Genomic DNA, 26,162 nt, shown 5'->3' with positions numbered 1-26,162 from the left:
ATGACTGAAACCAACAGCACGGAACTCATCCGTCTTTCCGCAGCCCAGCTGGCCGCGAAGCTCGCTGCAGGCGAGGTCACCGCCGTCGAGGTCACCCAGGCGCACCTGGACCGCATCGCCGCCGTCGATGGCGGGGAGCGCGGCGTCAACGCGTTCCTGCACGTCAACACCGAGGAAGCGCTCGCCGTCGCCGCCGAAGTTGACGCCATCCGCGCCGCAGGCGGGCAGGCCGCCGAGGAGCTGCACGAGCTCGCCGGCGTTCCGATCGCCGTCAAGGACCTGATCGTCACCATCGGCCAGCCCACCACGGCCGGCTCCAAAATCCTTGAAGGCTGGCACAGCCCGTATGACGCCACGGTCGTCAAGAAGCTGCGCGCCGCGAAGATGCCGATCCTGGGCAAGACCAACCTGGACGAGTTCGCCATGGGCTCCTCCACCGAGCACTCCGCCTTCGGCCCCACCCGCAACCCGTGGGACCTGGACCGCATCCCCGGCGGTTCGGGCGGCGGGTCGGCTGCCGCCGTCGCAGCGTTCGAAGCGCCGCTGGCCCTCGGCACGGACACCGGTGGATCCATCCGCCAGCCCGGTGCCGTCACCGGAACGGTGGGCGTTAAGCCCACCTACGGCGGCGTGTCCCGCTACGGCGCCATCGCCATGGCGTCCTCGCTGGACCAGATCGGCCCGGTGTCGCGCACCGTTCTGGACTCGGCGCTGCTGCAGCAGGTCATCGGCGGCCACGACCCGCACGACTCCACCTCGCTGCCGGACCCGCTGGGCGACCTTGTGGCCGCCGCACGTCTCGGCAATGTGGACGGCATGAAGATCGGCATCATCAAGGAACTCCACGGCGAGGGCTACCAGGCCGGCGTCGAGAACCGCTTCAACGAATCGCTGGAGTTGCTCAAGGAGGCCGGTGCGGAAATCGTCGAGGTGTCCTGCCCCAACTTCCAGTACGCGCTGGGCGCCTACTACCTGATCATGCCGTCCGAGGCTTCCTCCAACCTGGCCAAGTTCGACGGCGTCCGCTACGGCCTGCGCGTGCTCCCCGAGGATCCGCCGTTGACCATCGAACGCGTCATGGGCGCCACCCGCGCCGCCGGGTTCGGCGACGAGGTCAAGCGCCGCATCATCCTGGGCACGTACGCGCTGTCCGCCGGCTACTACGACGCCTACTACGGCTCAGCCCAGAAGGTGCGCACGCTCATCCAGCGCGACTTCGAGGCCGCCTTCGCCAAGGCCGACGTCCTGATTTCCCCTACGGCGCCCACCACGGCGTTCAAGCTGGGCGAGAAGCTGGATGACCCCCTGGCCATGTACCTCAACGACGTCGCCACCATCCCCGCCAACATGGCCGGCGTCCCGGGGCTGTCGCTGCCCGGCGGTCTGGCCGACGAGGACGGACTGCCCGTGGGCATCCAGCTGCTCGCACCGGCCCGCGAAGACGCCCGCCTCTACCGTGTGGGTGCTGTCCTGGAAGCCCTGCTGGAAGCGAAATGGGGCGGGCCGCTGCTGGACAAGGCCCCCGAACTGCCGGCAACTGTATCCCTTGCCAACGCCCCGTCGAGCCACGGAGGTTCACACTGATGTCTGACGCAACTCTGAGCTTCGAAGAAGCCATGGAGAAGTATGATCCCGTCCTGGGGTTCGAGGTCCACGTTGAGCTCAACACCAAGACCAAGATGTTCTCCTCCGCGCCCAACGTATTCGGCGACGAGCCCAACACCAACGTTAACGAGGTGGACCTGGGCATGCCCGGCGTCCTGCCCGTGGTGAACAGGACGGCGGTGGAGTCCTCCATCAAGATCGGCCTGGCGCTTAACTGCAAGATCGCCGAAACCTGCCGCTTCGCCCGGAAGAACTACTTCTACCCGGACACCCCCAAGAATTTCCAGACGTCCCAGTACGACGAGCCCATCGCGTACGACGGCTACCTGGACATCGAACTCGAGGACGGCACCGTGTTCCGTGTCGAAATCGAGCGCGCACACATGGAGGAGGACGCCGGCAAGCTGACCCACCTGGGCGGCTCGGCCGGACGCATCCAGGGCGCGGAATACTCGCTCGTGGACTACAACCGCGCTGGCGTTCCGCTCGTGGAGATCGTCACCAAGCCGATCGAGGGAGCGGGTTCCCGCGCCCCCGAACTCGCCAAGGCCTATGTGGCCGCCGTGCGTGAGATCGTCAAGAACCTCGGCGTCTCGGACGCCAAGATGGAGCGCGGCAACGTCCGCTGCGACGCCAACGTCTCGCTGCGCCCGCACGGCCGCGAACGCTTCGGCATCCGCTCCGAGACGAAGAACGTGAACTCGCTGCGCGCCGTCGAACACGCCGTCCGCTACGAGATCCAGCGCCACGCCGCCGTCCTGGACTCCGGCGAGCCGGTGATCCAGGAAACCCGCCACTGGCACGAGGACACGCGCACGACGACGTCGGGCCGGGCTAAGTCCGACGCCGACGACTACCGCTACTTCCCGGAGCCGGACCTGGTTCCCGTGGTTCCCTCCCGGGAATGGGTGGAGGAGATCCGCGCGACCCTGCCCGAGCCGCCGGCCGAGCGCCGCAAGCGGCTCAAGCAGGACTGGGGCTACTCGGACCTTGAGTTCCGGGACGTCGTCAACGCCGGCGTGCTGGACGAGATCGAGGAAACCATCACCGCCGGCGCCACCGCCTCCGTTGCCCGCAAGTGGTGGATGGGCGAGATCGTGGGCCGCGCCAAGAACGCCGACGTCGATCCCGGCCAGCTGGGCGTCACACCTGCCACCATCGTGGAGCTGAGCCGCATGGTGGAGGCGGGCAAGATCAACAACAAGATGGCCTCCGCGGTGCTGGACGGCGTGCTCGCCGGCGAAGGCACCCCGGCCGAGGTCGTCGAGAAGCGCGGTCTGGCCGTGGTGTCCGACGACGGCCCGCTCTTGGAGGCCATCGATGCAGCCCTGGCCGCGCAGCCCGACGTCGCTGAGAAGATCCGCGGCGGCAAGGTACAGGCCATCGGCGCCATCGTCGGCGCTGTCATGAAGGCCACCCGCGGCCAGGCGGACGCCGCCCGGGTGCGCGAGCTGATCCTGGAGAAGCTCGGCGTCACCGTTTAGCGGCCTGTAACCCAAACTGGGTCGCAGCACAGGGGGTTCTGAGAGCTCAGAACGCCCTGTGCTGCGACCCAGTTGGTTTTTAACCGTGGCTGAGCCGGGCCATGATGTCCTGCAGCGCCTCGCACACCACCCGGACCGAGGCACGCTTCAGGTTTTCCGGGCGCGCCAGGATGTCGATCCGGCGCCGCGTGCTGATGCCGTGCAGCGGCCGCAGCACAATGTCCGGGTTCAGCACCGGGCGCGCCGTGTGCCGCGGCAGCAGGCCGATCACGCTTCCCGACGCCACCAGCGCCGCCACTGTTGAGTAGTCATTAATCCGGTGCACGATGTTCAGCTCCCGGCTGGACACCGCGGCGACGGCGGACAGCACGTCCGCGGGGGAGTATCCGGCGCGGCTGGTCACCCATGGTTCGCCGACGACGTCGGACGCCGTCAGTGCCGCCTGGCCGGCCAGGCGGTGGCCGGCCGGCAGCGCAACGTCCAGCGGCTCATGGGCCAGTGGTATCACCGCCACCCTTTCCTCCGGCCACTTGGGGCTGTGGTCCATCCGGTGCGCCAGGACAAGGTCGTACCGCGCCGTCAGCGCGGGAAAATCCTGCTGGGCCACGTCCTCGTCGGACAGCAGCACCTTCGGCTTGTCCGGGCCGTCCAGAAGCCGCGCCAGCGGCGCAAACAGAGCCTGCCCCGCGCTGTGGAAACCGCTCACGGTCACCGGCGCTACCGTGGAACTGTGGTAGGCGCCGATCGCCATCCGGGCGTCGGCCATGGCACTGACGACGGCGGCACCCGCGTCTGCGAGCACCTGGCCGGCCTCCGTAAGGACCAGGTTCCTGCCCTCCTTGCGTGTCAGCGGCACCTCGACGCTTTTCTGGAGCTGGGCGAGCTGCTGCGACACGGCCGAGGGTGTGACGAGCAGGGTATCGGCCACGGCCTTGACGCTTCCGAGCGCGCCAAGCTCCCGCAGCATTTCGAGCTGGTGGATCTCCATGCGCTCCATCCTATTCCTTAGCATTTCCTTAATCGTCGATTGAGAAAATTCCCCTTGTGCTAATGGGTCGAAGGTGGCTCTAATGAAGGGAGATTTTCCCGCATGCCACGGCATGCCGAACGTAAGGAAGCCAATGAAGGCCCTCTACAAGGCCGGCGCCCACGCCGGGTTTGAACTGACCGACCGCCCCGAACCGGACGCCGGCCCCGGCGAGGTCAAGATCCGCGTGTTGACCACCGGCATCTGCGGGACGGACCTGCACATCCAGTCTTGGGACGCCTGGGCGCAGGGCATCATCGAGGCCCCGCTGATCGCCGGGCACGAGTTCTACGGCGAGGTGGTGGCTACCGGCGAGGACGTACGCTACGTCAAAGTTGGAGACCGCGTGTCCGGTGAGGGCCATATCGTCTGCGGCATCTGCCGGAACTGCCGGGCCGGCCGCCGGCAGATGTGCATCCATACGGTCAGCGTGGGCGTGCAGCGGGACGGGGCGTTCGCCGAATACGTGGTCATCCCGGAGACGAACGTCTGGGTGCACCAGGACCCGTCCGTCACGCCCGAGCTTGGCGCCATCTTCGACCCCTTCGGCAACGCTGTGCACACCGCCCTGAGTTTCCCGCTGGTGGGCGAGGATGTCCTGATCACCGGCGCCGGACCGATCGGCCTCATGGCCATCGCCGTGGCCCGCCACGCCGGCGCCCGTAAGATCGCCATCACCGACGTTTCGGCCCCGCGGCTGGAGCTTGCCCGGCAGCTCGGCGTGGACCTGGCCATCGACGTCTCCAAGACGCGGGTCCGCGAGGCGCAGCGGGAGCTGGGCATGCGCGAGGGCTTCGACATCGGCCTGGAAATGTCCGGCCATCCCACGGCGCTGCCGGAGATGATTGACAACATGAACCACGGCGGACGCATTGCCATGCTGGGTCTTCCCAGCCAGTCCATCGACATCGACTGGGCCAAGGTGGTCACCCACATGCTGACACTGAAGGGCATCTACGGCCGCGAGATGTTCGAGACCTGGTACGCCATGAGCGCCATGCTGTCCTCCAACCCGGCGGTGCACGCCAGCATCTCCGCGGTGGTCACGGACGTGCTGCCGGCCGCGCAATGGGAGAAGGGCTTCGAAATCGCCAAGGCTGGCGTCGGCGGCAAGGTGGTGCTCGACTGGTCGGAAGTCTGACCTGAAATCTGGCCCGAAAATCCGGCCGCCAGCCCATCCGCCGTTTCTGACAGTTTCCCAGCCGAGGAGAACACGCCATGTACTCAGCCATCAAGAACCAGCTCCGCGCCGAGCTGGACGACATCCGCACCGCAGGCCTCTACAAGACCGAGCGGCACATCGACTCCGCTCAGGCCAGCCACATCACGGCCGGGCAGATCGGCGAGGCCGGCTCGCCGGTCCTGAACTTCTGCGCCAACAACTACCTGGGCCTGGCCGACCACCCCGACATCATCGCCGCGGCCAAGTCCGCCATGGACGAGCGCGGTTTCGGCATGGCCAGCGTCAGGTTCATCTGCGGCACCCAGGACCTCCACCTCGAACTCGAAGCCAGGGTCTCGAAGTTCCTGGGCACCGAGGACACCATCCTGTTCTCCAGCTGCTTTGACGCGAACGGCGGCGTGTTCGAGTCGCTTTTCGGCCCCGAGGACGCCATCATCTCCGATGCCCTGAACCACGCATCCATCATCGACGGGATCCGGCTCTGCAAGGCGCAGCGTTTCCGCTACGCCAACCAGGACATGGCCGACCTGGAGGCGAAGCTCGTCGAAGCGAAGGACGCCCGGCGGAAGATCATCGTCACCGACGGCGTCTTCTCCATGGACGGCTACCTGGCCCCGCTGGAGGCCATTTGTGACCTCGCCGAGAAGCACGACGCCCTGGTGATGGTGGACGACTCCCACGCCGTCGGATTCATGGGATCCACCGGAGCCGGGACCCCCGAGCACGCCGGCGTCGCCGACCGCGTGGACATCTTCACCGGCACGTTCGGCAAGGCGCTGGGCGGCGCCTCGGGCGGCTACGTGTCGGGCCGCGGCGAAGTGGTGGCCATGCTCCGGCAGAAGGCGCGACCCTACCTCTTCTCCAACTCCCTTGCACCGGCCATCGTGGCGGCCACCATCAAGGCACTTGAGCTCGTGCAGGCCTCCGGGGAGCTGCGAAGCACGCTGTTCCGCAACGCTGGGCTGTTCCGCCGCCGGATGACGGAGGAAGGCTTCGAACTGCTCGACGGCGAGCACGCCATTGTGCCGGTCATGTTCGGTGACGCCGTGCTGGCCGCGAAGGTGGCGGACCAGATGCTCCAGCACGGGGTCTACGTGACGGCCTTCAGCTTCCCCGTAGTGCCGCGTGGTGCCGCCCGCATCCGCGTCCAGCTATCCGCCGCCCACAGTGCCGACGACGTCGAAACCTGCGTCCAGGCGTTCGTCAAAAGCCGGGACGCGGTGGCTGCGTAGGTTCGGTGGCTGCGTAGGTTCGGGCCATCTGTAAGGATTGAGGCCATGGCATCAACTTATGACGTAGTCATTGTGGGCGGCGGGATTGCCGGGCTGTCCCTGGCCTCCGCGCTGGCCGGCAACTGCACCGTGGCCCTCGTGGAGGCGGAGCAGCAGCTCGCCTACCACACGTCCTCGCGCTCGGCCCGGCAGCTCAATCCCAGCTACGGTCCGCCGGTGGTGCAGGAACTCACCGTCCGCACCCTCGAACTGATCGCGGCAGACGACGCCGGACAGCCCCGGCCCGTGCTGTCCCCGCGCAGCTTTCTGCTGATCGGGGACGAGGAGTCGGTGCGGGCCGAGGCCAGCGGCCAGATGCGCCTGATCAGCCACCGGGAGGCGCTCGGGCTGTGCCCGGCCCTGAGGCCGGACTCCTTCTCCGCCGCCGGCCTGGACACCGGGTCCTTTGGCTGCGACGCCCCGGTCCTCCTCGAGCGGCACCGGGCGCGGGCGCAGGCTGCAGGCGTGGACGTCATCACGGGCGCCCGCGTCCATTCGGCGCAGCGGCTTGGAGCAGGCTGGGAGATCGGAGCCGGGCAGGAGGGCTTCTCCGCCGGCGTGCTGGTCAACGCGGCCGGTGCCTGGGCGGACGAGCTGGCGGTGCTCAGCGGCGTCGAGAAGACCGGGCTGCAGCCGTACCGCCGCACGGCGGCAATTGTCGGCGTCGACCATCCGCTGCCGGACGGCAGCCCCATGGTGGCTGCAGCCGACGACTCCTTCTACTTCCGCAGGGACGGCGTCGACATGCTGATCTCGCCGTCGGAACACGTGGCCAGCCCGGCGGAGGACGCACGTCCCCGTCCCGGGGACGTGGAGCGGCTCATCTCCCGCCTCAACACCCTGACAACGCTGGGGATCGGTGCCGTCCGGACGGCCTGGACCGGCCTGCGCACGGAGGCGGCCGACGGCGTCCCGGTAGTGGGGTTCGACGCCGAGGCCCGCGGCTTCTACTGGCTCGCAGGCCAGGGCGGCTACGGGTTCCAGACGTCGTCCGGCATTGCCGAACTCGCCGCCGCCCAGATCCTTGCGGGGCAGGAGGCCGGAACCGGGCAGCCTGCCAGCGACGGTCCGGTATCCCGGACGGCGGATGCGCTGGCTGCGACGCGCTGGTCCATCCGGCGCTGAAGAATGGATCCATGAGCACCCTGATCACCAACATTGCCGAACTGATGACCCAGGACCCGGAGCGCCGCGTCCTCAAGGACGCGGCAGTGGTGATCGAGGGGGAGCGCATCTCCTGGATCGGCCAGGCATCCTCCGCTCCGGCAGCCGACGACGCCGTGGACGCGGGCGGCCGGGCCCTGCTGCCCGGCTGGGTGGACTCCCACACGCACCTCATTTTCGCCGGGGACCGGACCGCGGAATTCGAGGCGCGGATGGCGGGGGAGGAGTACAACGCCGGCGGCATCGCCGTCACCACCGAAGCCACCCGCAACACCGGCGACTACGACCTCACGAGGCTGGCCCACGGGCGCGTCGCCGAAGCCGTGTCGCAGGGCACGACGTACCTGGAGACGAAAACCGGCTACGGCCTGGACGTCGAGCAGGAAGCCAGGAGCGCCCGGATCGCCTCGACCGTGGCCGACGAAGTCACCTACCTGGGCGCCCACCTGGTGCCGGCCGGGGTTGACGCGGATGAGTACACCAAGCTCGTCTGCGGCCCGATGCTGGATGCGGTCCTTCCGTATGTCAGCTGGGCTGACGTGTTCTGTGAACGCGGGGCCTTCACAGAGGAGCAGTCCCGCGCGGTGTTGCAGGCCTGCCGCGACGCCGGACTGGGGCTGCGGGTGCACGGCAACCAGCTGGGGCACGGCGCCGGAGTCCGCCTCGCGGTGGAGTTCGGCGCAGCAAGCGTGGACCACGCCAACTATCTCTCGGAGCAGGACATTGCCGATCTCGCTGCCAGCTGGGCCGGCTGGGATGCCGCAGCCGGAACGGGCAGCCGGGGAACGGTGGCCACCTGCCTGCCGGCCTGCGATCTGTCCACCCGCCAGCCGCTGGCCCCCGGCCGGCAGCTCCTGGATGCCGGCGTGCCCCTGGCGCTCGCGTCCAACTGCAATCCCGGCACGTCCTACACGAGTTCCATGGCGTTCTGTGTCACCACAGCCGTCCTCCAGATGGGACTGAGCGTCCATGAGGCCGTCCGGGGGGCGACATACGGCGGTGCCCTCGCGTTGCAGCGCGAGTCCGGCAACGACGTCGACGGCGAACGCGCGGTGGGGTCCATCGCCGTCGGGCACCGGGCAGACTTGCACGTCCTTAACGCTCCGTCCGCCACCCACCTGGCTTACCGGCCGGGCATGCCGCTGACCCACGCCGTTTGGCGTGCAGGGGTGCGGGCACGGTAGTGTCGGGCGGTGCCGTCAGGTGTCGCATGTGACGCAAGATGATTGTTAGGGGTCTGATACAATCAAAAAACGTCATTTTTTCGTGACGTTTTGGATCTTGAAAGGCCCTGAATGACGCGCACCGACCGACTGACGGCCATCCTTGACCTCCTCGCCCAGTCCGGCCAGGTGGAAGTCGAGGAGATCGTCACCCGGCTCGGCGTATCACCGGCAACCGCGCGGCGGGACCTGGACAGCCTGGCGAAGCGCCGGCTGCTGACGCGTACCCGCGGCGGCGCCACCACCGGCGCCCTGGCCTACGACCTTCCCGGCAGGTACAACCGGGACGACCACGCCGTGGCCAAGCAGGAGGTCGCCTTGGCCGCTTCGGCGCTCATTGCCCCGGGCATGGTCATCGGCCTGTGCGGCGGGACCACGAGCACCGCGTTGGCGCAGATCCTGGCCACCCGCGAGGACCTCAACTCGCCGTCGAACCAGCCCACCCTCACGGTGGTCACCAACGCTATTAACATCGCCTCGCAGCTTGCCGTCCGGCCGAACATCAAGGTGATGGTGACCGGCGGCATCCTCAACACGCGGTCCTATGAACTTGTGGGCCCGTACACGGACATCATCATGCAGAAGGTGGTGCTGGACATCGCCTTCATCGGAGTCAACGGCGTTGATCCCGAGGTGGGGCCCACGAACACGGGTGAGGCGGAGGCGACAGTCAATGCGCTGCTCGCCAGCCGGGCCAGCGTTTCGTACGTGATCGCAGACTCCTCGAAGGTGGGCCGCCGGGCGTTCGCCACCATGGACGGCTACAACTTCACCCGGCTCATCACCGATTCAGGCATTTCGGCGGCGGACAAGGCCGCGTTCGAAGCCCGCGGCACCGAAGTCATAGTGGCGGGGGACTAAGAAAGCACGGCGCCTGTGGAATCGCCTGGAAAAGCCGGCGGCGCCTAGAAGATGACCGGCGGGGCGTCCAGCACTGTTTCATCCATCCTCCGGTCCACCCACTGGGTGAAGGGGACGTCGAGGCGGTACTTGCCCAGGCTGTTGCGCACCAGCATGCGGACCTCCGCGTTTTCGGGGTTGTTCAGCGACTCGAAGTACTCCACCGACCAGTGGAACCAGCGCATGCAGAACAGGCGCATGGTGAGCCCGTGGGTGACCAGCAGGGTGTTGGGGGAGTAGTCGGGTTTGGACCAGTGCCGGTACAGGGTCTCCATGAACGAGGAGATCCGGTCGTACACGTCGGAGCCGGACTCGCCTTCCCGGAAGCGGTAGAAGAAATGCCCGTACGCGTTGCGGAGCTCCTTCTGGTCCTCGATGTCCCCGGAGATCTGGAAGTTGGCCCAGTCCTGCTCGCGCAGCCGCGGCTCCTCGATGACCCGTTCCGTCAGGGACCCAAGGTTGAGCGCCTCGAGGGTCTGGTAAGCGCGCAGGTACGGCGAGACGTAGACGCTCACCTGGCCGCCGTCCAGTTCGCGGCGGATGCGCTCCCCGGCGGCCTTGGCCTGCTCCAGGCCAAGTTCCGTCAGCGGAATCCGGTAGTCGGGCACCCTGTTGTAGATGGAGGTGTCGGCGTTGGCTGCCGACTGGCCGTGCCGGATCATGATGATTTTGCCGGGAGCGCTCATAGTTCCCCAGCATAGGGTCAGCCCGCCGCGGCACGGGAACCGACGTGCTGGCAGGAAAGCGACCGGCTGACAGGTAAGTACCAGCAGGTGCAGGCAAGATAGGAATATGTTGGTTCCTTCCCGCCGCCGGCTGCGGTTCGAAGTCTGGATTGTCCTCGGTCTGTCACTGGGACAGTCGGCCGTCTACTCCGTGGTGCAGCTGCTCGACAAACTGACCCGGGCGCCGCTGGCGCAGGGCACGTCCACGCTGAACAGGTCACAGAGCACGCGCGAATATTTCGACCTGACCTACCAGCTGCTGGACATCATCTTTGCCCTCGTGCCGGTCCTGCTGGTGATCTTCTTCCTGACCGACCAGCGCCAGGCGAAGCCCGGGTCGGGGCACGACGCCGGCTCCGCGTTTCGGAAGCTGGGATTCAACTTTGCCCGGCCCGGAAAGGACCTCCTGCAGGGGCTTGGGCTGGCCGGCCTGATCGGCATCCCGTCACTTGGCCTGTACGCCGCCGGGCGTGCCCTCGGCATTACGACGGCGATCATCCCCAGCGGCCTGGACGCTTACTGGTGGACGGTGCCCGTGCTGATCCTGTCCGCCGTGCGCCACGCGATCGTGGAGGAAGCCATTGTGGTGGGCTACCTTCTGGACCGGTTCGGCAAGTTCGGCTGGTCCACCCCCCTGGCGATCTTTGTCTCCTCCATGCTCCGCGGCAGCTACCACCTCTACCAGGGGTTCGGACCCTTCATTGGGAACGCCATCATGGGCGTGGTTTTCGCCTGGGTCTACACCAAGACCCGCCGCGTGATGCCGCTGGTCATCGCGCATGCCCTGCTGGACATCGTGGCGTTCGTCGGGTTCAGCCTGTTTGGCAAGGCCGTCGGGCTGGGCTAGGAACCAGCCTGTCCGGTAAGGCCGTCGGGCCAGTCCGGCTGCGTGGGCAAGTCGGATTACGCAAGCGAGCAGCCGTTAAAAATGATTCGGCCGCCATCAGCGGGTGACGTCGTTGGCACCCGCTGATGGCGGCCGAAGTGGGGCGCAGTAAACGCGTCAGATGGTGACGGCGCCTGCTGTGGTTTCGAACGTGACGGAAAGGATGCCCGGTGTACCGTGCGGGGCTACCCAGTTCACGGCGACGTCCTCAAGCGGCCGTTCCACCGGCTCGCCGAGCCACTCGGTCACGCGCTCGGCAGAGCCCGCGATCGTGAGGCTGGACATCTTCACATTGCTGTCATAGGCATTGGACGGGTGCAGTTCCGGATCGCCCTCCCACTTCAGCATGTAAGGAACCTGCGGGTCCGCAATCAGGCCAAGGATGCCGATCTGCTTCCAGACAAGTTCGCGGCCGTCCGGGAACTTGCGGTTGCCGTTGACCGCCGAGCGGCCCAGGCGTTCCTCGAAGGGGGCGAGGTCGTCAACTTCGACGCACCAGCCCATCCAGCCGCCGCCCGCCGCGGACCGGGCCCGGACGGCCTGGCCGAACGGTGCCTTGTCCGACGCCGGGTGGTCCAGGACCTCAACAACCTCAAGGTACTTATGGCCGGCCAGCGGAATAATCATGTTCCGGGTTCCAAACCGGGGGTGCACCCCGCCCTTAACGGCTTCGACGCCGAGGGCGGAGGAGATACGTTCGGTGGTGGCCGCGAGGCCATCGTGTTCACAGGCGTAAGAGACGTGATCCATGCGCATGCCCTCATCTTGGCACTTTGTGACGGGGCTCTCAGCTAAGGCTCGCCTAACCTTGAGAAAAGTCCATACTTTGACGAAGTTCGTCACAAAGCTGTGCGCGTAACACTGCCATTCCTACACTGATCGCAGGTCATGAGTGCCAGCGAAGGAAGCCCCGGCTCGCTGGCCGGCAACCCTCCACCGCGGCGGGGTGCCCCGGGTGAAGACCTGGCTGCGCGGCGCCCGCCGTGCGGCAAGCGCGGGCCTGTGCAGGGACCAGCACATGCCCCTTCAGCAGAGGAGCCCCATGTCCAACGCATGGTCATTCGAAACCCGTCAGATCCACGCCGGCCAGACGCCGGACAGCGCCACCGGAGCCCGGTCGCTGCCGATCTACCAGACGACGTCGTTCGTCTTCCCCAGCGCAGAAAGCGCAGCGGACCGCTTCGCGCTCGCCGAGATCGCTCCCATCTACACCCGGATCGGCAACCCCACCCAGGACGCCGTTGAGCAGCGGATCGCCAGCCTGGAAGGCGGGCTTGCCGCACTGCTCCTGAGCTCCGGACAGGCCGCCGAAACATACGCCATCCTCAACATCGCCGAGGCCGGCGACCATGTGGTGGCCAGCCCCAGCCTCTACGGCGGCACGTACAACCTGCTGGCACACACGCTGAAGAAGTTCGGCGTATCCGTCACCTTCGTGGCCGACCCGGACAACCTGCAGCAGTGGCGCGATGCCGTGCAGCCGAACACCAAGCTCTTCTTCGCCGAGGTAGTGTCCAACCCCCGGCAGGACGTCCTGGACATCGAAGGCGTTGCCCGGACAGCCCACGACGCCGGCGTGCCGCTGATCGTGGACAACACTCTTTCCACGCCCTACCTCATCCGGCCGTTCGAGTGGGGCGCAGACATCGTGGTGCACTCGGCCACCAAGTACCTGGGCGGGCACGGAGCCGCCATTGCAGGTGTCATCGTGGATTCAGGAAACTTCGACTTCGGCACGGATCCCGGGCGCTTCCCGGGCTTCAACACGCCGGACCCCACGTACAACGGGCTCGTCTACGCCCGGGACCTCGGCGCGGGCGGAGCCCTGGGGGCCAATCTCTCCTACATCCTCAAGGCGCGAGTCCAGCTGCTGCGCGACCTGGGTTCCGCAGTGTCCCCGTTCAATGCCTTCCTCATCGCCCAGGGCCTGGAGACACTGAGCCTGCGGGTGGAGCGCCACGTGGCCAACGCAGAGGCGGTGGCCAGTTGGCTGGAAGCCCGCGACGACGTCGAGTCCGTGGCCTACGCCGGACTGCCGTCCAGCCCCTGGTACGAGCGTGGCCTTAAGTATGGCTCCAAGGGCACCGGCGCGGTGGTGGCGTTTACGGTGGCCGGCGGCGCCGAAGCCGGCAAGCGCTTTGTGGACGCCCTGGAGCTGCATTCCCACGTGGCGAACATCGGCGACGTCCGTTCCCTGGTCATCCACCCGGCGTCGACCACGCACAGCCAGCTGACTCCGGAACAGCAGAGCGTGGCCGGTGTTGCCCCTGGCCTGGTCCGGCTGTCCGTGGGCCTGGAGCACATCGACGACATCCTTGCCGACCTCGACGCCGGATTCCGCGCGGCCAAAGGCGTCTGACTTCAGGTGCCACGGGTGTGACTCCCGTCCCGTGAGCGGGCCGGGAGTCACACAGCCGTCACATTCTTCGCACATGTGTCCGCCTGTTTCATAAACTTGGCAACAGGTCATGAGTGCCAGCGACAGCCCCGGCTTGCTGGCCGGCAACCCTCCTTCCGCGGTGGGGTGCCCCGGGTGAAGACCTGGCCTGCCGGACTGCTGCCGGCGGGCAAGCGCGTAGAAGAGGTTTAACCCATGACTATTTCTGTCAGCCGCACCGACGTACCCGCTGCCCAGTTTCCGAACGGCACGGTTCCAAGTGCCACGGTTCCCAGTGGCACCAGTCCAAGTGGCACCGTTCCAGACGGCACCGTTTCCAGTGGCACACTTTTCGAGGCCACAAATCAGGATGGCGCTGTCCAGTACGTCAGCATCGGCAGCCTGGAACTTGAGGCCGGCGGATTCCTGCCGGACGTGACCCTGGCCTACGAATCCTGGGGAATGCTCAACGAGGACGGCTCCAACGCCATCCTCGTTCAGCATGCCCTGACGGGCAGCACCCACGTGACCCGGGGAGCCGGGGACGAGGAAGGCTGGTGGGAACAGCTCGCCGGACCCGGTGCGCCGGCGGACACGGACCGGTTCTTTGTCATCTCCATCAATATCCTGGGCGGCTGTTACGGGTCCACCGGACCGTCGTCGGCTGCGCCGGACGGCAAGCCCTGGGGTTCACGTTTTCCGCTGGTGACGCTCAGGGACTCCACCGTTGCCGAGGCGAGGCTCGCCGACCGGCTCGGCATCAGCAGCTGGCATGCAGTGGTGGGCGGATCCATGGGCGGTGCACGCGCGCTCGAGTGGGCAGTGACTTTCCCGGAGCGGGTGCGCCGCTGCGGTGTCATTTCCGTCGGGGCCAGGAGCACCGCCGAACAGATCGCGTTCGCCCAGGCGCAGACGCTCGCCATCCGGCAGGACCGCCACTTCAACGGCGGCGACTACTACGGCGGCCCGGAACCCGAGGAGGGCCTGGCGCTCGCACGCCGGATTGCCCACATCACCTACCGTTCCGCCTATGAACTCGATTTCCGGTTCGGCAGGAATGCCCAGCCCGCCGAGGCGCCGCTGCAGGCTGACGTGCTGGCAGGCCGCGGACGCTACCAGGTGGAGAGCTACCTCGACCATCAGGGCAACAAGCTGGTCCGGCGCTTCGACGCCAACAGCTACATCGCCCTGACGGAAGCACTCATGAGCCATGACGTCACCCGCGGCCGGGGGACGCTTAAGGAAGCCCTGGCCCGCGCCTCCGCCGACTTCTTCGTTGCCGCCGTGGAGACGGACAGGCTGTACTTTCCCGCCCAGTCGGTGGAACTCGCCGAAGCACTGCCGGGGAACGTGGATGTCCACATGATCGATTCGCCGATCGGTCACGACGGCTTCCTCACGGAGATCGGGCAGCTGAACGCCCAGCTCAGGGCGCACTTCCTCAACTGACGCCGCACCGGCGGGCCCGCCGCCGGCGCGGATGCCCGGGGGCATCGTGGCGCGCCCGGACAATTCTTCGGCCGCAGCGGCGCCTCGCATGTGCATTTCTGCAGATGTGCCCTGCACTATTTGGCGTTGAGGTTGCCTGTTGGGCAGACCATACTCGTTGAATCCGGCGTTCGTGGTGCGCATCACATCCGTTCGCCATCGACTGGTCCCCGTGGTGTCGAGGAAGACGCCGAAGGAGTTCGCAATGAGTACGGAAAGCTCCGCCGCAAGGCGTACAGAGGAAACCGACGTCAAGGCCTCAGGCCTCAAAAAGGTTGTCACGGCGTCCATGGCCGGCACCGTCGTGGAGTGGTACGAGTTTTTCCTCTACGCCTCGGCCGCCACCCTGGTCTTCGGCAAGGCCTTCTTCCCCAATGCAGGCAGCGAGCTGGACGGCATCATCGCCGCCTTCCTCACATACGCCGTCGGCTTCATTGCCCGCCCGATCGGCGGCATCGTCTTCGGCCACTTCGGGGACAAGTTCGGCCGCAAGCAGCTGCTGCAGCTGAGCATCATCCTGGTGGGTGTCTCCACCTTCCTGATGGGCTGCCTGCCGACGTTCCAGCAGGTCGGCTACTGGGCCCCCGCGCTCCTGGTCTTCCTGCGGTTCGCCCAGGGCTTCGCCGTCGGCGGTGAATGGGGCGGGGCAGTCCTCCTCGTGGCAGAGCACAGCCCCAGCAAGTCCCGCGGCTTCTGGGCCAGCTGGCCGCAGTCCGCCGTGCCCATGGGCAACCTGCTCGCCACGGCCGTGCTGTTCATCCTGTCCTCCACGCTGACCCAGGAAGCCTTCCTCGGCTGGGGCTGGCGTGTGGCGTTCTGGCTCTCCGCTGTGATCGTCCTGATCGGCTACTACATCCGCACCAAGGTCAACGATGCCCCGATCTTCCTGGAAGCCCGCAAAGAGGTCGAGGCCGGCCATAAGGGCTACGGCGTTGCGGAGGTGTTCAGGCGCTACCCGCGTGGCGTTTTCACCGCCATGGGCTTGCGCTTTGCCGAGAACATCCTCTACTACCTCGTGGTGACCTTCTCCATCACCTACCTGAAGACGGTGGTCCAGGCCGACACCACCCGGATCCTGCTGCTCCTGCTGTTCGCCCACGCCCTGCACTTCGTCGCCGTTCCGCTGGTCGGCAAGCTGTCGGACCGCTTCGGCCGCAAGCCCGTCTACATGGCGGGCGCCATCCTGGGGTCCACCTGGGGTTTCTTCGCCTTCCCGATGATGGATACCAAGAACGACGTGATCATCCTGGCGTCCATCATGATCGGCCTGCTGTTCCACGCGCTCATGTATGCCGGCCAGCCGGCGATCATGGCGGAAATGTTCCCCACCCGGATGCGCTACTCCGGTGTCTCGCTGGGCTACCAGGTGACCTCGATCGTCGCCGGCTCACTGGCCCCGATCATCGCCGCCTCGCTCCTGGCCACCTACAAGTCCTCCACACCGGTGGCGATCTACCTGCTCATTGCCTGCGCCATCACTGCCGTCGCGGTGTTCTTCCTGAAGGAAACCCGCGGCATTTCGCTCCACGACGTGGACGCGGCCGACGCCCAGGGCACCGCTGACCTCCTCGCGGCCGGCAAGAAGTAGGTCCGGCTCTCCAACCACGAACCAGTCAAGCTGCCCGGCCCCCCACGTCAGCGGGGCCGGGCAGTCGGCCGTTCACCGACCCCAAGGCAGGATTCCCATGAAGGCAGCAGTCCTCTACTCCACCGTTCCCAACGCTGACACGTCTGCCGGCGCCGCCGCACGGAAACCCAGCTACAAGGAGGCCCGGCCTCTTGTGGTCCAGGAGCTGGAACGGCCGGAGCCCCGTGCCGGCGAGCTGGGCGTTGCCATCACCTACTCCAGCCTGTGCCATTCGGATCTTTCCGTGGTGGACGGTTCGCGGGTGCGGCCCCTTCCCATGGCGCTGGGCCACGAGGCGGTGGGACGGGTGGTGTCCGTCGGGGCCGGCGTCTCCGATGTAACGGTAGGCGAGCATGTGGTGCTGGTGTTCGTGCCCAGCTGCGGGGACTGCCGTGCCTGCCGGTCCGGCCGTCCTGCTCTGTGCCACCGGGCGGCCGAGGTCAACGGCTCGGGCGATCTGCTGCACGGCGAGGCGCTGCTGCGGACGCCGGCGGGGGAGCGGATCAACCATCACCTGGGCGTCTCGGCTTTTGCCGAATACGCGGTGGTGGCCCGGGAGTCGGTGGTGGTGATCGACGACGACGTCCCGGACACTGTCGCGGCGATGTTCGGTTGCGCCGTGCTCACCGGCATGGGAGCGGTGCTCAACACCGCAGCCGTCATGGCCGGGCAATCGGTGGCCGTCTTCGGGCTCGGGGCGGTGGGCCTTTCCGCCGTCATGGCCGCGTCCCTGGCCGGCGCCGGCAGCGTGATCGCCATCGATCCCAATCCGGGCAAGCACCAGCTCGCCCGCGACAGCGGCGCCACCGCTGTGGGTACGCCCGGGGACGCCGCCCGCCTGATCGCGGAGGCGGCGGGCGACGGCGTGGACGTCGCCATCGAGGCTGTCGGCTCGGCCGGCGTGATCGCCGCCTGCCTCGGGCACGTGACCCGGGGCGGCGCCGTGGTTTCGGTCGGCCTGCCCCATCCGTCATCCGAACTGACGGTGCCGGCCCTGCAGTTCGCCGGAGCCGGCAAGCGCCTGCTCGGTTCGTATATGGGCGACGCGGTTCCCGGGCGCGACATCCCGCTTTACCTCGGCTACTGGCGGGAGGGCAGGCTGCCCGTGGAGCTGCTGCACACCGACACCAGGCCGCTCACCGAAATCAACGAGGGGCTCGATGCGCTGGCCTCCGGGCAGGTGGTGCGGCGGCTGTTCCAGGCCTGACGGCAGGTTCAGCAGCAAGTGAGGGGGCAGGAACTGCCGGCTACCGCCGCTTCAGCCTGCCAGCAGCCCTGCCCGTGCCTTCACTTCCTCCCTGAGCGAGGCGATGACGGCCTGCACCGCGGCCGAGCGTAGGGACTCCGGCCGTGCCACGGCCCAGATGGGCAATTGGCGCTCGAAGTCGTCGGCGAGGACGGGAACGAAGTCCGGCTGGCCAGCCACCATGAAGTTCGGCAGCAGCCCGATGCCTGCGCCCTGCCGCACCGCCTCCACCTGGGCGAAGACGCTCGTGGCCTGGAAGCTTGAGGTGGGCATGGGCAGCTCCGAGGACCAGCGGTGCCCCAGCTCCGCCACCTGGAGCGCGGACTCAACGTAAGACACAAAGCCGTGCTGCCCGACGTCGTCGAGCGTTTCCGGCAGTCCGTGCTCAGCGGCGTAACTTGGGCTGGCATAGAGGCGCAGGTAGTAATTGCTCAGGAAGATGGTCTGGGCGTTGCTGACGTCGGTCCGGCCCACCACGATTTCCAGGTCCACGCCGGACCTGTTCTGGCTGACCTTCCGCGTGGCGCTCAGCATCTCGATGTTCAGCTGCGGGTTCTGCTGCTGCAGCCTGACCAGCGCAGGCGTGACGAATACGGCCCCGACCCCGTCCGTCGTCGCGACGCGCACCAGCCCGGACAGGGCACTCTGGTCCTGGCTGATCAGGCCGGAGAGTGATTCAAGGGTGTTTTCAATGGCTTCCGCCGCCTCCACGGCGGCGGCACCGAGCTGGGTCAGTTCCCAGCCTTGCGGGCTGCGTTCCAGGGTGCGCCCGCCCAGCTGCTTGTCCAGGGCGAGGATCCGGCGGGAGATGGTGGTGTGGGTGGTGCCCAGCGTTTCCGCCACCGCGTTGAACCTGCCCAGGCGCGCAACTGTCAGCAGGATCAGCAGGTCGTCAGGGCTCGGGAGCCGCCTCAGGTCCACGGCAAGCCTTTCTTCAATGTGCATCAGTGCACATAGCGTCTGTAATTTTTCCCCTTGATTGCACTCTAGCAGGGTGTGATGGTGGACACAGACCTTCCGGCCCGAGCGGCCGGATCCGAAGCGAAGGAGCTTACGAATGGCAGTCATCGGTTGGATCGGCCTCGGCAACATGGGCGGTTTCATGTCCGCGAACCTGGCGAAGGCCGGGCACGATGTCCGCGGCTTTGACCTCAATCCCGCCGCGCTCGCCGCCGCCGAGGAAGCCGGCGTCAAGCCGGTCGGCAGCATTGCCGAGGCCGTCGACGGCGCTGACGTAGTGTTCACCATGCTGCCCAGAGGTGAGCACGCCCGCGCTGTCTACCTCGGCAAAGACGGCGTCCTGGCCCATGCCGATACCCGCACGCTGCTGGTGGACTCCTCCACGATTGACATCGCGTCCGCACAGGAACTGCACAACGCCGCAGCTGCCGCTGGCTTCCGCTTCGTGGACGCCCCGGTATCCGGCGGCATGAGCGGGGCAAAGGCCGGGACGCTGACCTTCATGGTGGGCGGCGAGGAGGGCGCCGTCGCAGACGCCACCGGCTTCATCGGCCCGATGGCGGCCAACATCATCCCCACCGGCGGCGCGACCACCGGGCAAGCGGCCAAAATCTGCAACAACCTGATGCTCTTCATCAACCTCGCCTCCACCGCCGAGGGCGCCGTCCTGGCTGACCGACTGGGCCTGGACAAGCAGGTCTTCTGGGACATCGCGTCCGTGTCCTCGGGTGACTCCTGGGCGCTGCGGACCTGGTATCCGGTGCCCGGAGTGGTTTCCACCGCCGCCTCCAACAACGACTTTGCACCCACCTTCACCACCGAACTGGCCAACAAGGACATCGGCCTGGCCATCAGCGCCGCCGAAGACACCGGCACTCCGCTGGAGATCGGCAAGCATGTCCAGCAGCTGTTCCAGCAGCTTATCGACGCCGGCGAGGCGGACAAGGACTGCTCGATGATCATCAAACTCGCCGACGGCTCACTGGGCTCCGCCAACTAGCCCCCGCCACCAAATCTTCCCCCGACTCTTAAACGCGAAAAGAGACTTCCCTTGGAAACAATTCCGCATTTCATCAATGGCAGCCGCGTCGATGACGCTGAACGCTTCGGCCCCGTCTTCAACCCCGCCACCGGCGAACAGGAGAAGCAGGTGGCGCTCGCCTCGGCGTCGCGCACAGAAGAAGCAATCGCCGCCGCCCGCGCCGCGCTGCCCGCGTGGCGGGCCACCAGCCTGGCCAGGCGCACCAACATCTTCTTCCGGGTCCGCGAAATCCTGACCCAGCGCAAATCTGAACTCGCCGCGATCCTCACCAGCGAGCATGGCAAGGTCCTCTCCGACGCTGAGGGTGAGATCTCCCGAGGCCTGGAGAACATTGAGTTTGCCACCGGCCTGTCCCACATGCTCAAGGGTGAGCGCTCCGAGCAGGTCTCCAACGGCATCGACGTCCACTCCGTCCGCCAGCCGGTGGGCGTCGTGGCCTGCATAACCCCCTTCAACTTCCCGGCCATGGTGCCGCTGTGGATGATCGGCAGCGCCTTGGCCTGCGGCAACACCGTGCTGCTGAAGCCCAGCGAGAAGGATCCGTCGGCCGCCGTCTTCATCGCGGAGGCCTTTGCCGAAGCCGGGCTGCCGGCCGGCGTGCTGAACGTGGTCCAGGGGGACAAGGAAGCCGTTGACGTCCTCCTTGAACACCCCGACGTGAAAGCGGTGAGCTTCGTCGGCTCCACGCCCATTGCGCAGTCGATCTACAAACGGGCAGCCGACCACGGCAAGCGCGTCCAGGCCCTGGGCGGGGCGAAGAACCACATGGTGGTGCTGCCCGACGCCGACCTGGACATGGCTGCCGACGCTGCCGTTTCCGCGGCCTACGGTTCGGCGGGTGAACGCTGCATGGCCGTCAGCGTCCTCGTGGCGGTGGGGAACATCGCGGACGACCTGGTGCAGGCGATCTCCAGCCGCATGGCCGGCCTCACGATTGGTCCGGGAACCGATCCCGCCTCCCAGATGGGTCCGCTGATCACCGCGGAGCACCGGGACCGCGTGGCTTCCTACGTTGCGGGCGCGGAAAACGAAGGCGCCACCGTCGTCGTCGACGGGCGCTCGCAGCAGTTCGATTCGAACGGCTTCTTTATTGGCGTCAGCCTGGTGGACCACGTGAAGCCCGGCATGAAGGTCTACGACGACGAGATTTTCGGCCCCGTCCTGGCGGTGGTCCGTGCCGACACCTACAGCGACGCCGTCCGGCTGGTCAACGAGAACGAGTTCGGCAACGGCACGGCCATCTTCACCCGGGACGGCGGGGCAGCACGGCAGTTCGAGTTCGACGTCGAGGCCGGCATGGTGGGCGTCAACGTTCCCATCCCGGTTCCCGTGGGCACCTTCTCGTTCGGCGGCTGGAAGAACTCGCTGTTCGGGGACACCCACATGTACGGCCCGGACAGCATCAGGTTCTATACCCGGGGCAAGGTAGTCACCACCCGCTGGCCGGACCCGTCCACCTCGGTCATTGACCTCGGCTTCCCGCAGATCGATTAAACCCGAACCTCGGTGCCGGGCCGGTCAAGACCCGCCTGTGCCCTCAGCCGGCGTCCCGCTGCCACAAGCAGCGGGCCGCGGGCTGTACCTTTTCCCGGGTGCCGCAATCCTCACAGACCCTTGCGGCTCTCGTCCGGCGCGACAAGGTGAGCCTCCACGAGGCTTAGCGGCGCGGACCCGCTGCCTAGCCGTTCATGATGTCGTTGCGCCGGCTCATGTACTCCTCCATGGAGATCTGCCCGTCGCTGTACTGCTGGTCCAGCTCAGCCAGTTTCCGCGCGCGGAACCCCTGCGGAGCCGACGGCGGCGGGGGAGTCGTGGGCGCCTGACCGCCCGTGGTGGCAGGGTTCTGCTGTTGCTGCGGCGGGTTGGCCCCGTACTCGGGGCTGTCCTCATAGGGGACCGGTCCCTGCTGCCAGGACGGCGCACCGGTGCCGGCGGGACCGGGCTGATTCGGGTACGGCTGGCCCGGATAGGGCTGATTCGGATAGGGCTGGTTCGGGTATGGCGGGTACTGCTGATCCGGGTACGGCTGGTTCAGGGGCGGAAGGTCTTCCCGGCCGCCGCGCTGGGGAACCCCAAATCCACCGCTGAAGTAGTCCTGCTGCGTGTAGCCGTCCCGCGGCCGGTTGTCCGGCCGGCCCTGGAAGGGGCCTCCGAACGGGTTGCGCGGCTGGTTGCCGAACTGGTCGGGCGCCTCGCCGGGAAACTGTCCCGGGTACTGCCCGGGCAGGCCGGGCCCTTGGTTCCGCTGTTGAACTGACCTCCGGTACATCCGCCTGCCCATGGGAATCAGGACGGCCAGAATGATGATCCAGAAAAACAAGTCGAACACGGTGAAGCCTCCCGGTGAGTGTCCATTCAAGCTTAGTCCTGTAAGACAACGCGCCCAGGATACTTATGCCCTGAGCGCACGGCAGCTGGAAGACTGCACCGGACGTCAGGAACCCGCCGGAATCCGGACCGCTGGCATACCGAGGAAGTCCACCGAACGCCGCCTACGTTTGCCACAGCGCGCCGCCTTCGCTGCGCACCGGGACGCCGCTCGCCAGCACGCCGCTGATCTCGGCATGCATGATCAGGTACGCGGGGCAAGTCCCTGGCGGCGAAGCCGGTTGCGCGCACTGTCCGCACCCGGCTGCACCAGGCGAACGGCGCAGGGAAGCTCCTGCGACTGGACGGCCAGCAGGTTCTTCAGGGCTTCCTCCGCCGCAGCCGCCCGCGGCTCCCTCAGCTGCTGGCCGGCCAGCCGGGTGCGCAGCACCTCATGGGGTTCCATGCCCGACGTCGCTCCTCACCTTTAGCGGTTCAGTCGCCCTCCCTCCCCGGCCGCTCAGCCGGGCATAGCTGGCTGGCGCACCCGCAGCCGGCTATTGCCGGACGGGATCACCCAGGCCCGGGGGGCCTTCGCCCGAACCCAACGGAACCCCCGGACCAAACAGGGGTCCCGGCGTCGGCCGTTTGGGCGCCTGCGTCGCCGGAGGACCGTGACGCAGGCGCCGGAGCACCCACGGCACAAAGTACTCCCGCGCCCAGGCCGGGTCTTCGCTCCGGGCCCCGCGTCAGCTGCGCGGAGGAAGGGGTTTCGGCGCAGGCGGCTCGAGGCTGTGCTGGACGTTCAGGGCCTCGAGCACCATTGCGGCGATGGTGAGGTGTCCCAGCGGCGAGAAGTGCAGCCGGTCCTCGTTCCACACCTGCGGGTCCAACAGCAGCCGGAGCGACCACATGTCGGCGATGATCGCGTCGTGCCGGGCGGCGATGGTGCGCAGGTTCTCGTTGTAAATGGCCACCTTGCTGCGGATGCTGCGGCCGAGCACCGACGAGCCTGTCTCAGGGCCGTTGAACAGCACCACGGTGGCGCCGCTCACCGCCAGGATCTGAACCACCGGGTCCAGCCGTTCTGCCAGGGCGTCCGGGTCCCCGCCGCGGCGGATCAGGTCGTTGCCTCCGGCGGACAGCGTCACCAGGTCGGGCTTGAGCGCCACGCAGGGCGCCAGTTGCTGGTCGATGATCTGCTGCAGCAGCGGCCCCCGCACTGCAAGGTTGGCGTAGGCCAAGTCCTCCTGGTTCCGCCCGAGCTCCTCCGCAACCCGGTCGGCCCAGCCCCGGTAGCCGCCCGGGCTGCTGGGCTCAGGATCGCCGATGCCTTCGGTGAAGGAGTCACCCATGGCCACGTACCGGCTCCAGGGGTGGTGTCCAAGGCGCTCACGGGCCTCTTCTCTGGGCTCGGGGGCTTGCTGCGCGGGTTCGGTTCGGCGCACCCTTTCATCCTGTGCCGTCACCGGTTGGCTACGCCACCGTAGGTTGTTACCAGTGGGTAACTGTAAGAATGGAGGCATGACTTTAGCCGACGCGTTTCCTGCCCCCGTTGTTCTGTGGTCCGAGCCTGAGGAAGCAAGGGCCGGCAAGCCACTGCTCGTCCTGCTGCACGGCTACGGCGCCAACGAGCAGGACCTCCTCAGCCTGGCTGACATGCTCCCGGACGACTTCGCGGTGGCGTCGGTCCGCGCGCCCATCGCCATGGGACCGGGATTTTCCTGGTTCCCGCTGACCGGCTCGATCGAATACTCAGTCGACGCCGTCAAGGCCGCATCCGCGTTTGTGCTCGACTGGCTGGACACGGTCAAGGCCAACCACCCGTCTGTCACGCTGCTCGGGTTTTCGATGGGGATGGCCATGGCCACCACGCTCCTCCGTCAGCGGCCCGCTGACTTTGCCGCCGTCGTCGGCCTTTCAGGTTTTGTGGTTAACGCGGAGTCCGACGGCGAGTTCCGCGACGCCGAGCTGGACGGAACGGTGCCGCTGTTCTGGGGCCGGGACCAGCAGGATCCGGTCATCACGCCGGACAAGATCGAATACACCATGGGCTGGGTCCGCAAGCATGTGAAGCTGACCAAGGTGCTTTACACCGGCATGTGGCACGGCATCAATGCCCAGGAAGTCGGGCACGTGTCCGAGTTCCTCACCCACGAGGTGCTGAAGAAGTAGAGGCTCTCCCCGCAAACGAAGCTTTTACGCCTGGGGAGCGCTGACCCGGATGGTCCGGCCGTTCACTGTGACGGTGTCCCCGTTGTGAAGCTGCCGGCCGCGCCGGTCGTCGATCTCACCGTTGACCTTGACCAGGCCGTTCTTGATCAGCTCCGTTGCCTCCACGCCGTCCTCCACGAGGTTGGCGAGCTTCAGGAGCTGGCCCAGGCGGATCATGGTGTCGCGGATGGGGATCTCTTCGATTTCCGGGTTGCTCATACCAGTAATGATGCCTGACGTAAGGTGAAACCAATGACCCATGCACCCCGGCTGCCCCTTGCCGTGGGCCTTCCGATGGCCGTGGCCTCCGGCCTTGCCATTCCCGTCCAGGGGCGCATCAACGGGGCCCTCGGAGCCCGCCTCGGTGACGGCATCGCCGCTGCCGTCGTGAGTTTCAGCACCGGGCTGATCGTCATGGTCATCGTGTCCCTGCTGGCTCCGCGCGGGCGGGCTGGCCTCGCGCAGATCCTGCCGGCGCTGCATGAACGCCGCTTCCCGCCGTACTACGTGCTCGCCGGCGGCATCGGCGCCTTCTTCGTGTTCGCGCAGTCCTTCACCGTGGGGCTGCTGGGCATCGCCCTCTTCACCGTGGCCACGGTCACCGGCCAGACGCTCAGTGGCCTGCTCGTTGACCGGCTGGGCATCGGTCCGGCCGGCAAGAAGTCCGTGACCGGTATCCGCGTCATCGGCTGCATCCTCACCATCGCCGCCGTCTCCTGGGCGGTTTCGCCCCGCTTCGCCGGTGCCGCGGCGGGCGCTGCTGGCACCTCCGGAAGCGTGGGCGGCGCCTCCGGAAGCGGGGCGGCCGATCCGTCAGCACTTCTGCTGCCGATCATCCTTCCCGTTCTGGCCGGCTTCCTCATGAGCTTCCAGCAGGCCATGAACGGCACCGCCACCGTGCACTACGGCACCCCGATCGCGGCCACGCTGGTGAACTTCATCGCCGGGACCTGTGTGCTGTGGGTTGCCTGGTCCATCAAGGTGGCCGTGGCCGGGCCGGCCAATCCGCTGCCGGGAGAGTGGTGGTACTACCTTGGCGGGCCCATGGGCTGCGTCTTCATCGGCCTCGGCGCGCTGCTGGTGCGCAGCCTCGGGGTGCTGGTGACGGGACTCGGAATGATCGCCGGGCAGCTCCTGGGATCGCTGGGCCTGGACGTGCTGGTTCCGACACCGGGCACCGTGGTGGAGGCGGCCACGGTTCTGGGGACCATGCTGACCCTCGCCTCCATCGTGGTGGCCACCCTGCCCTGGCCGCGCGGCGCCTTCCGGAGATGAGGGCGCCTTCCGGATGAGGGCGCCTTCCGGAGGTAGCTCCCGGTAGGCTAGGACTCGCAGCTTCCTGCACTGTTTCCCTTTCCCACGCGCCCGCCCGGCATCCAGCCGCGGTCCAGGGCCAGAGACACCGCGGACCGCACCCAGCGGCCCTGTAGAAA

General features: G+C 67.2%; 23 protein-coding genes, 1 pseudogene and 2 riboswitches. Of the genes and pseudogenes, 16 read left to right on the top strand and 8 right to left on the bottom strand.

What is annotated here, in order from left to right:
* Both gatA and gatB read left to right on the top strand, forming a co-directional pair.
* Positions 1-1,584, top strand: coding sequence for an Asp-tRNA(Asn)/Glu-tRNA(Gln) amidotransferase subunit GatA (gatA, locus tag AC1DFE_RS06530; RefSeq protein WP_476905088.1), 1,584 nt, complete (start codon positions 1-3; stop codon positions 1,582-1,584).
* Entirely contained in the window at positions 1,584-3,089 is a 1,506-nt protein-coding gene (gene gatB / locus AC1DFE_RS06525; RefSeq protein ID WP_476905087.1) for an Asp-tRNA(Asn)/Glu-tRNA(Gln) amidotransferase subunit GatB, read from the top strand. Before gatA ends, gatB begins: the two co-directional genes overlap by 1 nt.
* 79 nt (positions 3,090-3,168) lie before the next feature.
* Here the strand turns inward: gatB and AC1DFE_RS06520 are convergent, their stop codons facing one another.
* Positions 3,169-4,077: a LysR family transcriptional regulator gene (locus AC1DFE_RS06520; protein WP_354263396.1), complete on the bottom strand. Its 909-nt coding sequence runs from the start codon at positions 4,075-4,077 to the stop codon at positions 3,169-3,171.
* Between the two features lie 133 nt (positions 4,078-4,210).
* Between AC1DFE_RS06520 and tdh the strand changes: the two genes are divergently transcribed.
* The 5 genes from tdh (at position 4,211) to AC1DFE_RS06495 (ending at position 9,818) form a co-directional block, all read left to right on the top strand.
* Positions 4,211-5,257 (top strand): L-threonine 3-dehydrogenase, encoded by a 1,047-nt coding sequence (tdh, locus tag AC1DFE_RS06515; RefSeq protein WP_476905086.1) that lies wholly within the window; start codon positions 4,211-4,213, stop codon positions 5,255-5,257.
* 77 nt (positions 5,258-5,334) lie between these two features.
* Positions 5,335-6,531 carry a glycine C-acetyltransferase gene (locus AC1DFE_RS06510; protein ID WP_476905085.1) on the top strand — a complete coding sequence of 399 codons (1,197 nt, stop codon included), beginning with the start codon at positions 5,335-5,337 and terminating at the stop codon, positions 6,529-6,531.
* A 45-nt stretch (positions 6,532-6,576) separates the two neighbouring features.
* Positions 6,577-7,695 carry an NAD(P)/FAD-dependent oxidoreductase gene (locus tag AC1DFE_RS06505; RefSeq protein WP_476905084.1) on the top strand — a complete coding sequence of 373 codons (1,119 nt, stop codon included), beginning with the start codon at positions 6,577-6,579 and terminating at the stop codon, positions 7,693-7,695.
* Positions 7,696-7,706: 11 nt separating this feature from the next.
* Positions 7,707-8,918 (top strand): amidohydrolase family protein, encoded by a 1,212-nt coding sequence (locus AC1DFE_RS06500; RefSeq protein ID WP_476905083.1) that lies wholly within the window; start codon positions 7,707-7,709, stop codon positions 8,916-8,918.
* Between the two features lie 111 nt (positions 8,919-9,029).
* On the top strand, positions 9,030-9,818 hold the full coding sequence (locus AC1DFE_RS06495; protein ID WP_476905082.1) for a DeoR/GlpR family DNA-binding transcription regulator: 789 nt from the start codon (positions 9,030-9,032) through the stop codon (positions 9,816-9,818).
* Positions 9,819-9,862: 44 nt separating this feature from the next.
* On the opposite strand, the gene AC1DFE_RS06490 is transcribed toward AC1DFE_RS06495, so the two are convergent.
* On the bottom strand, positions 9,863-10,543 hold the full coding sequence (locus AC1DFE_RS06490) for a histidine phosphatase family protein (RefSeq protein WP_476905081.1): 681 nt from the start codon (positions 10,541-10,543) through the stop codon (positions 9,863-9,865).
* 106 nt (positions 10,544-10,649) lie between these two features.
* On the opposite strand from AC1DFE_RS06490, the gene AC1DFE_RS06485 reads away from it, so the two are divergent.
* On the top strand, positions 10,650-11,429 hold the full coding sequence (locus AC1DFE_RS06485; RefSeq protein WP_476905080.1) for a CPBP family intramembrane glutamic endopeptidase: 780 nt from the start codon (positions 10,650-10,652) through the stop codon (positions 11,427-11,429).
* A 156-nt stretch (positions 11,430-11,585) separates the two neighbouring features.
* Here AC1DFE_RS06485 and AC1DFE_RS06480 read toward each other — a convergent pair whose 3' ends face one another.
* The gene (locus AC1DFE_RS06480; protein ID WP_476905079.1) at positions 11,586-12,224 is read right to left on the bottom strand and encodes a VOC family protein; all 639 of its coding nucleotides are present in this window, start codon (positions 12,222-12,224) and stop codon (positions 11,586-11,588) included.
* A gap of 128 nt (positions 12,225-12,352) precedes the next feature.
* Positions 12,353-12,469: riboswitch (SAM riboswitch) on the top strand.
* Between the two features lie 41 nt (positions 12,470-12,510).
* Between AC1DFE_RS06480 and AC1DFE_RS06475 the strand changes: the two genes are divergently transcribed.
* The 4 genes from AC1DFE_RS06475 (at position 12,511) to AC1DFE_RS06460 (ending at position 18,167) form a co-directional block, all read left to right on the top strand.
* The gene (locus AC1DFE_RS06475) at positions 12,511-13,827 is read left to right on the top strand and encodes a bifunctional o-acetylhomoserine/o-acetylserine sulfhydrylase (protein ID WP_476905078.1); all 1,317 of its coding nucleotides are present in this window, start codon (positions 12,511-12,513) and stop codon (positions 13,825-13,827) included.
* Positions 13,828-13,932: 105 nt separating this feature from the next.
* Positions 13,933-14,048: riboswitch (SAM riboswitch) on the top strand.
* A gap of 13 nt (positions 14,049-14,061) precedes the next feature.
* Positions 14,062-15,294 carry a homoserine O-acetyltransferase MetX gene (gene metX, locus AC1DFE_RS06470; protein ID WP_476905077.1) on the top strand — a complete coding sequence of 411 codons (1,233 nt, stop codon included), beginning with the start codon at positions 14,062-14,064 and terminating at the stop codon, positions 15,292-15,294.
* Between the two features lie 244 nt (positions 15,295-15,538).
* Positions 15,539-16,921: an MFS transporter gene (locus tag AC1DFE_RS06465; RefSeq protein ID WP_476905076.1), complete on the top strand. Its 1,383-nt coding sequence runs from the start codon at positions 15,539-15,541 to the stop codon at positions 16,919-16,921.
* A gap of 97 nt (positions 16,922-17,018) precedes the next feature.
* The gene (locus AC1DFE_RS06460) at positions 17,019-18,167 is read left to right on the top strand and encodes an alcohol dehydrogenase catalytic domain-containing protein (RefSeq protein WP_476905075.1); all 1,149 of its coding nucleotides are present in this window, start codon (positions 17,019-17,021) and stop codon (positions 18,165-18,167) included.
* Between the two features lie 51 nt (positions 18,168-18,218).
* Here the strand turns inward: AC1DFE_RS06460 and AC1DFE_RS06455 are convergent, their stop codons facing one another.
* Positions 18,219-19,151: a LysR family transcriptional regulator gene (locus AC1DFE_RS06455; RefSeq protein WP_476905074.1), complete on the bottom strand. Its 933-nt coding sequence runs from the start codon at positions 19,149-19,151 to the stop codon at positions 18,219-18,221.
* A gap of 112 nt (positions 19,152-19,263) precedes the next feature.
* On the opposite strand from AC1DFE_RS06455, the gene mmsB reads away from it, so the two are divergent.
* Together mmsB and AC1DFE_RS06445 are read left to right on the top strand one after the other, a co-directional pair.
* Positions 19,264-20,166 (top strand): 3-hydroxyisobutyrate dehydrogenase, encoded by a 903-nt coding sequence (mmsB, locus tag AC1DFE_RS06450; protein ID WP_476905073.1) that lies wholly within the window; start codon positions 19,264-19,266, stop codon positions 20,164-20,166.
* Positions 20,167-20,217: 51 nt separating this feature from the next.
* Entirely contained in the window at positions 20,218-21,702 is a 1,485-nt protein-coding gene (locus AC1DFE_RS06445) for a CoA-acylating methylmalonate-semialdehyde dehydrogenase (RefSeq protein ID WP_476905072.1), read from the top strand.
* A gap of 184 nt (positions 21,703-21,886) precedes the next feature.
* Here AC1DFE_RS06445 and AC1DFE_RS06440 read toward each other — a convergent pair whose 3' ends face one another.
* The 3 genes and pseudogenes from AC1DFE_RS06440 to AC1DFE_RS06430 all read right to left on the bottom strand — a co-directional run bounded on the left by AC1DFE_RS06440 (position 21,887) and on the right by AC1DFE_RS06430 (position 23,870).
* On the bottom strand, positions 21,887-22,537 hold the full coding sequence (locus tag AC1DFE_RS06440; RefSeq protein WP_476905071.1) for a hypothetical protein: 651 nt from the start codon (positions 22,535-22,537) through the stop codon (positions 21,887-21,889).
* 243 nt (positions 22,538-22,780) lie between these two features.
* Entirely contained in the window at positions 22,781-22,981 is a 201-nt protein-coding gene (locus tag AC1DFE_RS06435; RefSeq protein WP_476905070.1) for a hypothetical protein, read from the bottom strand.
* A gap of 91 nt (positions 22,982-23,072) precedes the next feature.
* Positions 23,073-23,870: pseudogene (locus tag AC1DFE_RS06430) on the bottom strand (SGNH/GDSL hydrolase family protein).
* Positions 23,871-24,039: 169 nt separating this feature from the next.
* On the opposite strand from AC1DFE_RS06430, the gene AC1DFE_RS06425 reads away from it, so the two are divergent.
* Positions 24,040-24,690 (top strand): alpha/beta hydrolase, encoded by a 651-nt coding sequence (locus AC1DFE_RS06425; protein ID WP_476905069.1) that lies wholly within the window; start codon positions 24,040-24,042, stop codon positions 24,688-24,690.
* A 24-nt stretch (positions 24,691-24,714) separates the two neighbouring features.
* Here AC1DFE_RS06425 and AC1DFE_RS06420 read toward each other — a convergent pair whose 3' ends face one another.
* Entirely contained in the window at positions 24,715-24,948 is a 234-nt protein-coding gene (locus AC1DFE_RS06420) for an RNA-binding S4 domain-containing protein (protein ID WP_476905068.1), read from the bottom strand.
* A 33-nt stretch (positions 24,949-24,981) separates the two neighbouring features.
* Between AC1DFE_RS06420 and AC1DFE_RS06415 the strand changes: the two genes are divergently transcribed.
* Positions 24,982-26,004: a DMT family transporter gene (locus AC1DFE_RS06415; protein ID WP_476905067.1), complete on the top strand. Its 1,023-nt coding sequence runs from the start codon at positions 24,982-24,984 to the stop codon at positions 26,002-26,004.
* The last annotated feature ends 158 nt before the right edge of the window (positions 26,005-26,162 follow it).

This window comes from Arthrobacter sp. 05T423 (assembly GCF_056396245.1).
The sequence above is the reverse complement of the archived record's forward strand: the minus strand, read 5'-3'. Positions and strand labels throughout refer to the sequence as shown.

Excerpts from the sequence above, each read along its gene's own strand:
- gatA (WP_476905088.1), top strand. The coding sequence starts at position 1 with ATGACTGAAACCAACAGCACGGAACTCATCCGTCTTTCCGCAGCCCAG.
- gatB (WP_476905087.1), top strand. The coding sequence starts at position 1,584 with ATGTCTGACGCAACTCTGAGCTTCGAAGAAGCCATGGAGAAGTATGAT.
- AC1DFE_RS06520 (WP_354263396.1), bottom strand. The coding sequence starts at position 4,077 with ATGGAGATCCACCAGCTCGAAATGCTGCGGGAGCTTGGCGCGCTCGGA.
- tdh (WP_476905086.1), top strand. The coding sequence starts at position 4,211 with ATGAAGGCCCTCTACAAGGCCGGCGCCCACGCCGGGTTTGAACTGACC.
- AC1DFE_RS06510 (WP_476905085.1), top strand. The coding sequence starts at position 5,335 with ATGTACTCAGCCATCAAGAACCAGCTCCGCGCCGAGCTGGACGACATC.
- AC1DFE_RS06505 (WP_476905084.1), top strand. The coding sequence starts at position 6,577 with ATGGCATCAACTTATGACGTAGTCATTGTGGGCGGCGGGATTGCCGGG.
- AC1DFE_RS06500 (WP_476905083.1), top strand. The coding sequence starts at position 7,707 with ATGAGCACCCTGATCACCAACATTGCCGAACTGATGACCCAGGACCCG.
- AC1DFE_RS06495 (WP_476905082.1), top strand. The coding sequence starts at position 9,030 with ATGACGCGCACCGACCGACTGACGGCCATCCTTGACCTCCTCGCCCAG.
- AC1DFE_RS06490 (WP_476905081.1), bottom strand. The coding sequence starts at position 10,543 with ATGAGCGCTCCCGGCAAAATCATCATGATCCGGCACGGCCAGTCGGCA.
- AC1DFE_RS06485 (WP_476905080.1), top strand. The coding sequence starts at position 10,650 with ATGTTGGTTCCTTCCCGCCGCCGGCTGCGGTTCGAAGTCTGGATTGTC.
- AC1DFE_RS06480 (WP_476905079.1), bottom strand. The coding sequence starts at position 12,224 with ATGCGCATGGATCACGTCTCTTACGCCTGTGAACACGATGGCCTCGCG.
- AC1DFE_RS06475 (WP_476905078.1), top strand. The coding sequence starts at position 12,511 with ATGTCCAACGCATGGTCATTCGAAACCCGTCAGATCCACGCCGGCCAG.
- metX (WP_476905077.1), top strand. The coding sequence starts at position 14,062 with ATGACTATTTCTGTCAGCCGCACCGACGTACCCGCTGCCCAGTTTCCG.
- AC1DFE_RS06465 (WP_476905076.1), top strand. The coding sequence starts at position 15,539 with ATGAGTACGGAAAGCTCCGCCGCAAGGCGTACAGAGGAAACCGACGTC.
- AC1DFE_RS06460 (WP_476905075.1), top strand. The coding sequence starts at position 17,019 with ATGAAGGCAGCAGTCCTCTACTCCACCGTTCCCAACGCTGACACGTCT.
- AC1DFE_RS06455 (WP_476905074.1), bottom strand. The coding sequence starts at position 19,151 with ATGCACATTGAAGAAAGGCTTGCCGTGGACCTGAGGCGGCTCCCGAGC.
- mmsB (WP_476905073.1), top strand. The coding sequence starts at position 19,264 with ATGGCAGTCATCGGTTGGATCGGCCTCGGCAACATGGGCGGTTTCATG.
- AC1DFE_RS06435 (WP_476905070.1), bottom strand. The coding sequence starts at position 22,981 with ATGGAACCCCATGAGGTGCTGCGCACCCGGCTGGCCGGCCAGCAGCTG.
- AC1DFE_RS06425 (WP_476905069.1), top strand. The coding sequence starts at position 24,040 with ATGACTTTAGCCGACGCGTTTCCTGCCCCCGTTGTTCTGTGGTCCGAG.
- AC1DFE_RS06420 (WP_476905068.1), bottom strand. The coding sequence starts at position 24,948 with ATGAGCAACCCGGAAATCGAAGAGATCCCCATCCGCGACACCATGATC.
- AC1DFE_RS06415 (WP_476905067.1), top strand. The coding sequence starts at position 24,982 with ATGACCCATGCACCCCGGCTGCCCCTTGCCGTGGGCCTTCCGATGGCC.